Raw genomic sequence first — 4909 nt, 5'->3', positions numbered from 1 at the left:
CCGGGTCGATCACCGCGTCGATGACGCCCCGCGCCCACTCGAGCAGGGCGATGCCGTCGAGCGGCTTGCCCAGGACGCCGCCGACGTGGGGCCGGGGCACCAGGATGGTCTCGACCGGCGCCTTGACGATCGACTTCGGGTAGAGGCGCTGGAGGCGTACGACGCGCGACTCCGGCAGCGTCACGGGTGCGAACCGGACGAACTTGCCGGCGATCGTGACCTCGCCGATCCCGGCCTGGCGCGCCCGGGCCCGGAAGCGCGCCACGATGAGGAGTGAGGTGACCTCGACCGGCGGCTCGCCGTAGCGGTCCTTCAGCTCCTCCAGCAGCAGGTCGACGTCGTCGTCGGAGCGGACCTCGGCCAGCCGCTTGTACATCTCCAGCCGCAGCCGCTCGCTCGGGATGTAGTCGTGCGGGAGGTGTGCGTCGACGGGCAGCTCGATGCGGACCTCGTTGAGCTCGGGCTCCTGGTCGCCGCGGAACTCGTGCACCGCCTCGCCGACCAGCCGGACGTAGAGGTCGAAGCCCACGTCGGCGATGTGGCCGGACTGCTCGCCGCCGAGCAGGTTGCCGGCGCCGCGGATCTCGAGGTCCTTCATCGCGATCGCCATGCCACCACCGAGGTCGGAGTGCTGGGCCAGGGTGGCGAGCCGCTCGTGGGCCGTCTCGGTCAGCGGCTTCTCGGCCGGGTAGAGGAAGTATCCGTAGGCGCGCTCGCGGGAGCGGCCGACCCGGCCGCGGAGCTGGTGGAGCTGCGAGAGCCCGAGGGTGTCGGCCCGCTCGATGATCATCGTGTTGGCGTTGGACACGTCGAGGCCGGACTCGACGATCGTGGTGCAGACGAGGACGTCGAACCGCTTCTCCCAGAAGTCGAGCATCACCTGCTCGAGCTGGTGCTCCCCCATCTGGCCGTGCGCGGTCGCGACCCGGGCCTCGGGGACCAGCTCGCGGAGCCGGGCAGCGGCCTTCTCGATCGACTGCACCCGGTTGTGGATGTAGAACACCTGGCCCTCGCGCAGCAGCTCGCGGCGGACGGCCGCGGTGACCTGGCGGTCCTCGTAGGCGCCGACGTAGGTCAGCACCGGGTGCCGCTCCTCGGGCGGGGTGGTGATGGTCGACATCTCCCGGATGCCGGTGATCGCCATCTCCAGCGTGCGCGGGATCGGCGTGGCGGACATCGACAGCACGTCGACCGAGGTCCGCAGCCGCTTCATCTGCTCCTTGTGCTCGACGCCGAACCGCTGCTCCTCGTCGACGATGATCAGCCCGAGGTCCTTGACCCGGATGTCGGGGTTGAGCAGCCGGTGGGTGCCGACCACGATGTCGACGGTCCCGTCGACGAGCCCGTCGATGACCGCGCGCGCCTCCTTGTCGGTCTGGAACCGGGAGAGCCCCTCGACCCGGATCGGGAAGCCGCTCATCCGCTCCTGGAACGTCGAGAGGTGCTGGGTGACCAGCAGCGTCGTGGGCACCAGCACGGCGACCTGCTTGCCGTCCTGTACGGCCTTGAACGCAGCGCGCACCGCGATCTCGGTCTTGCCGTAGCCGACGTCGCCGCACACGAGGCGGTCCATCGGGACCGTCCGCATCATGTCGGCCTTCACCTCGTCGACCGTGGTGAGCTGGTCCGGGGTCTCGTTGAACGGGAAGGCGTCCTCGAGCTCACGCTGCCAGGGGGTGTCCGGGCCGAAGGCGTGGCCCTTGGTGGCCTGCCGGGCGGCGTAGAGCTTGATCAGCTCGGCCGCGATCTGGCGCACCGCCTTGCGGGCCCGGCCCTTGCGCTTGTTCCAGTCCGCGCCGCCGAGCCGGTCGAGGCTGGGTTGCTCGCCGCCGACGTAGCGGGTGACCTGGTCGAGGGCGTCGGCCGGGACATAGAGCCGGTCCGGCGGGCCGCCGCGCTTGCCGGCGCCGTACTCGAGCACGAGGTACTCGCGGACCGCGCCCGCCACCTCGCGCTTCCGCATCTCGACGAAGCGGCCGACGCCGTGCTGCTCGTGCACGACGTAGTCGCCCGCGGAGAGCTCCAGCGGGTCGATCTGGCGCTTGCGCCGGGCCGGCATCCGGCGCATGTCGCGCGTGGACGCCTTCTGGCCGGAGATGTCCTCGCCGGTGAGCAGGACCAGCCGGTTGGTGTCGTCGACGAAGCCGTGGGTGAGCGACCCGCACGCGACCGTGACCACGTCGGAGGGCGGCGCGTCCTCGAGCCGCTCGACCAGCCGCGCCGCGACGTCGCGTTCACCGAGCGCCTCGACGGTGCGCTGGGCCGGGCCGTGGCCGGGATGGACCACAACGGTGCGGTAGCCCTGGGACCGCCAGCGCCCGAGGTCTTCGAAGGCGCGGTCGACGTCGCCGCGGTAGGCGTCGGCGGCCTGCATCGGGAGCGTGCGGGTCGGTACGCCGGGTGTCTCGTCCTCGCTGGTCGAGCCTGTCGGGACCTCCGCTGCGATGGCACCCATCTCGCCCTCGTCGGCGAGGCCGAACGGGCTGACCGACCACCAGCTCTGGCCTGTGGCCAGGACGTGCGCGCGGACGTCGCCGAGCGAGCGGTAGGACGCGGCACCGAGGTCGATCGGCGCCTCGCCGCCGCTGGCGGCAGCGGCCCAGCTGGCGCCCAGGAACTCCTCGCTGGTGGCCACCAGGTCGTGGGCCCGGCGGCGCACCCGCTCGGGGTCGAGGACGAGCACGTGCGACTCAATGGGCAGCAGGTCGACCAGCAGCTCCATCTCGTCGACCAGCACCGGCGTGAGCGACTCCATCCCCTCGACGGCGATCCCGGCGGAGATCTTGTCCGTCAGCTCGACCAGCTGCGGGTGCCGCTCGCCCAGCTCCCAGGCGCGACGGCGGACGTCGTCGGTGAGCAGGAGCTCGCGGCACGGCGGCGCCCACAGGCGGTGGACGGTCTCGTGGGTGCGCTGGTCGGCGACCGAGAAGCTCCGGATCTCCTCGACGTCGTCGCCCCAGAACTCGACCCGGAGCGGGTGCTCCTCGGTGGGCGGGAAGACGTCGACGATGCCGCCCCGGACCGCGAACTCGCCGCGCTTCTCGACAAGGTCGACGCGGGAGTACGCCGCGTCCGCGAGCCGCTGCACGACGTCCTCCATCGGCGCGGTCTGACCGGGCATCAGCTCGACCGGCTCGAGGTCGCCCAGCCCCTTGACCTGCGGCTGGAGCAGCGAGCGCACCGGCGCGACGACCACGCTGAGCGGCCCGTGTGCCTCATCGGGGTGCGTCAGCCGGCGGAGCACCGCCAGCCGGCGGCCCACGGTGTCGCTGCGCGGGCTGAGCCGCTCGTGCGGGAGCGTCTCCCAGCTCGGGAAGAGCCCCACCGTGTCCTCGTCGAGCAGCGAGCCGAGCTCCTCGACGAGGTCCTCTGCCTCGCGGGCAGTCGCGGTCACGACGAGCACGGTGCGGCCCGCGCGCACCAGGCCCTCGACGACGAACGGCCGCAGCGCGGCCGGACCGGTCAGGTCGAGCGCGCGCACCGCGCCGCCGCGGGCGTCGGCGATCGCCTCGTCGAGGGTGGGGTCGGCGAGGACGGCGTCGGAGAGGCCGGAGAGCGTCATTTCTGCCTATCGGGAGATGGGAGGGCACAGCACGAGAGCCCCCGACCGCGCAGCGGTAGGGGGTGTTGGCCTCGATCCTACGAGGAGGGACCGAGCGCAGTCAGGCCGGAGCCCTGGCGCGAGTGAGGCGGCCGCGGGTTCCGGGCTCACGCCCCGAACGCGCGCTCGCGCAGCAGGGCGAGCTGGGGCTGGTCGCGGTAGTAGGAGTGGCCGTTGGCCGCGATCTCCTCCAGCCGCCGGACCCTGGCCACGAGGTAGTCGACATAGCTGTCCCGCCGGTGCCGCAGCGTGCGGTGCGGCCAGGCCACGTCGGTGGCACGGCAGAGGGCGAGCGCCCGGCGGACCCCCGGCAGTCCCCGGCCGGCGGCGTCGGCGACGAGCTTCACGATCCCGTCGCGGCGCGGCCCCGCGGGGATCTTGTAGAGGACCGGATCGACCTCGTGGACCATGTAGCCGACGAGGCCGGACGCACGCGCGTCGGCGCGCAGGGCGGCGGTCCGGCAGGCCGAGACCGCCCGCTCGTCACGGTCGCGCGACCGGGCGTCGACCCGCCACCCGACCACCCCCACCACGCACAGGACCGCGACGACGACCACGAGCACCCGGCGGCCCCTGGCGGACAGCCGCGGGCCGCCGTCCATCTCGAGGACCTCGGCCGGCGCCGGGTCGGAGACCTGCACCTGCCAAGTGTGCCCGCTCGGGGGCTGCGAGTCAGGACTCGTCGGGCTGTGACCGGCCCGCCGCCTCGCGCTCGGCCTGGGAGCGCAGGATGCAGAACTGGTTGTCCTCGGGGTCGGCGAGGACCACCCAGCCGGTGTTGGGCCCCCACCTCTCACGCAGGTCGTCGACCACGGTGGCGCCGTGCTCGAGCAGCCTGGCGAGCTCCTCGTCGCGGGTGCCCTCGCGCGGCATCAGGTCGAAGTGGATCCGCTTGGCGGGCAGCGTCTCGTCGGGCACCTCGATGAACAGCAGCTGGTGGCCGGTCTCGGGGTCGCGGATCATGCACTCCTCGTGGCCCGGCAGGTTGGGGTCGCCCTCGAGGTCGGTGTAGCCGAGCACGGGCTTCCACCACTCGGAGAGCTCATAGGCGTTGTGGCAGTCGACGGTGGTGTGGGAGATGTACGACGTCATGGGCGCCACCCTGCCCACCGGCACCGACACAGCTCAAACGAGATCCCGCCCGGCGGATCGGCCCCGTCCGGACCGGAGCCGGGCGGCGTACCGAATTTGGCGGATAAACAGTGCAGCACGGAACGGCGGCGCGGCTCCGAGCGTCTCTTGTAGTGCGGAGCGGTGACGACAGGAGTTGGGGGATTCACTGTCGTGGCCGCTCCGACCAATTTCCGG

Annotated in this window: 3 protein-coding genes; all 3 read right to left on the bottom strand. The window is 72.4% G+C overall.

The window, feature by feature from the left end; translation table 11 throughout:
- Positions 1-3562: transcription-repair coupling factor (gene mfd, locus VFV89_RS10000; RefSeq protein WP_329705785.1), on the bottom strand; the 3562-nt coding region annotated here is incomplete at its 3' end.
- 146 nt (positions 3563-3708) lie between these two features.
- On the bottom strand, positions 3709-4242 hold the full coding sequence (locus VFV89_RS09995; protein ID WP_329705784.1) for a hypothetical protein: 534 nt from the start codon (positions 4240-4242) through the stop codon (positions 3709-3711).
- A gap of 31 nt (positions 4243-4273) precedes the next feature.
- Positions 4274-4693 (bottom strand): VOC family protein, encoded by a 420-nt coding sequence (locus VFV89_RS09990; RefSeq protein WP_329705783.1) that lies wholly within the window; start codon positions 4691-4693, stop codon positions 4274-4276.
- Positions 4694-4909: the final 216 nt, after the last annotated feature.

The sequence above is a fragment of the Nocardioides sp. genome (genome assembly GCF_036274455.1).
Taxonomy (GTDB): Bacteria; Actinomycetota; Actinomycetes; order Propionibacteriales; family Nocardioidaceae; genus Nocardioides.
The sequence above is the reverse complement of the archived record's forward strand: the minus strand, read 5'-3'. Positions and strand labels throughout refer to the sequence as shown.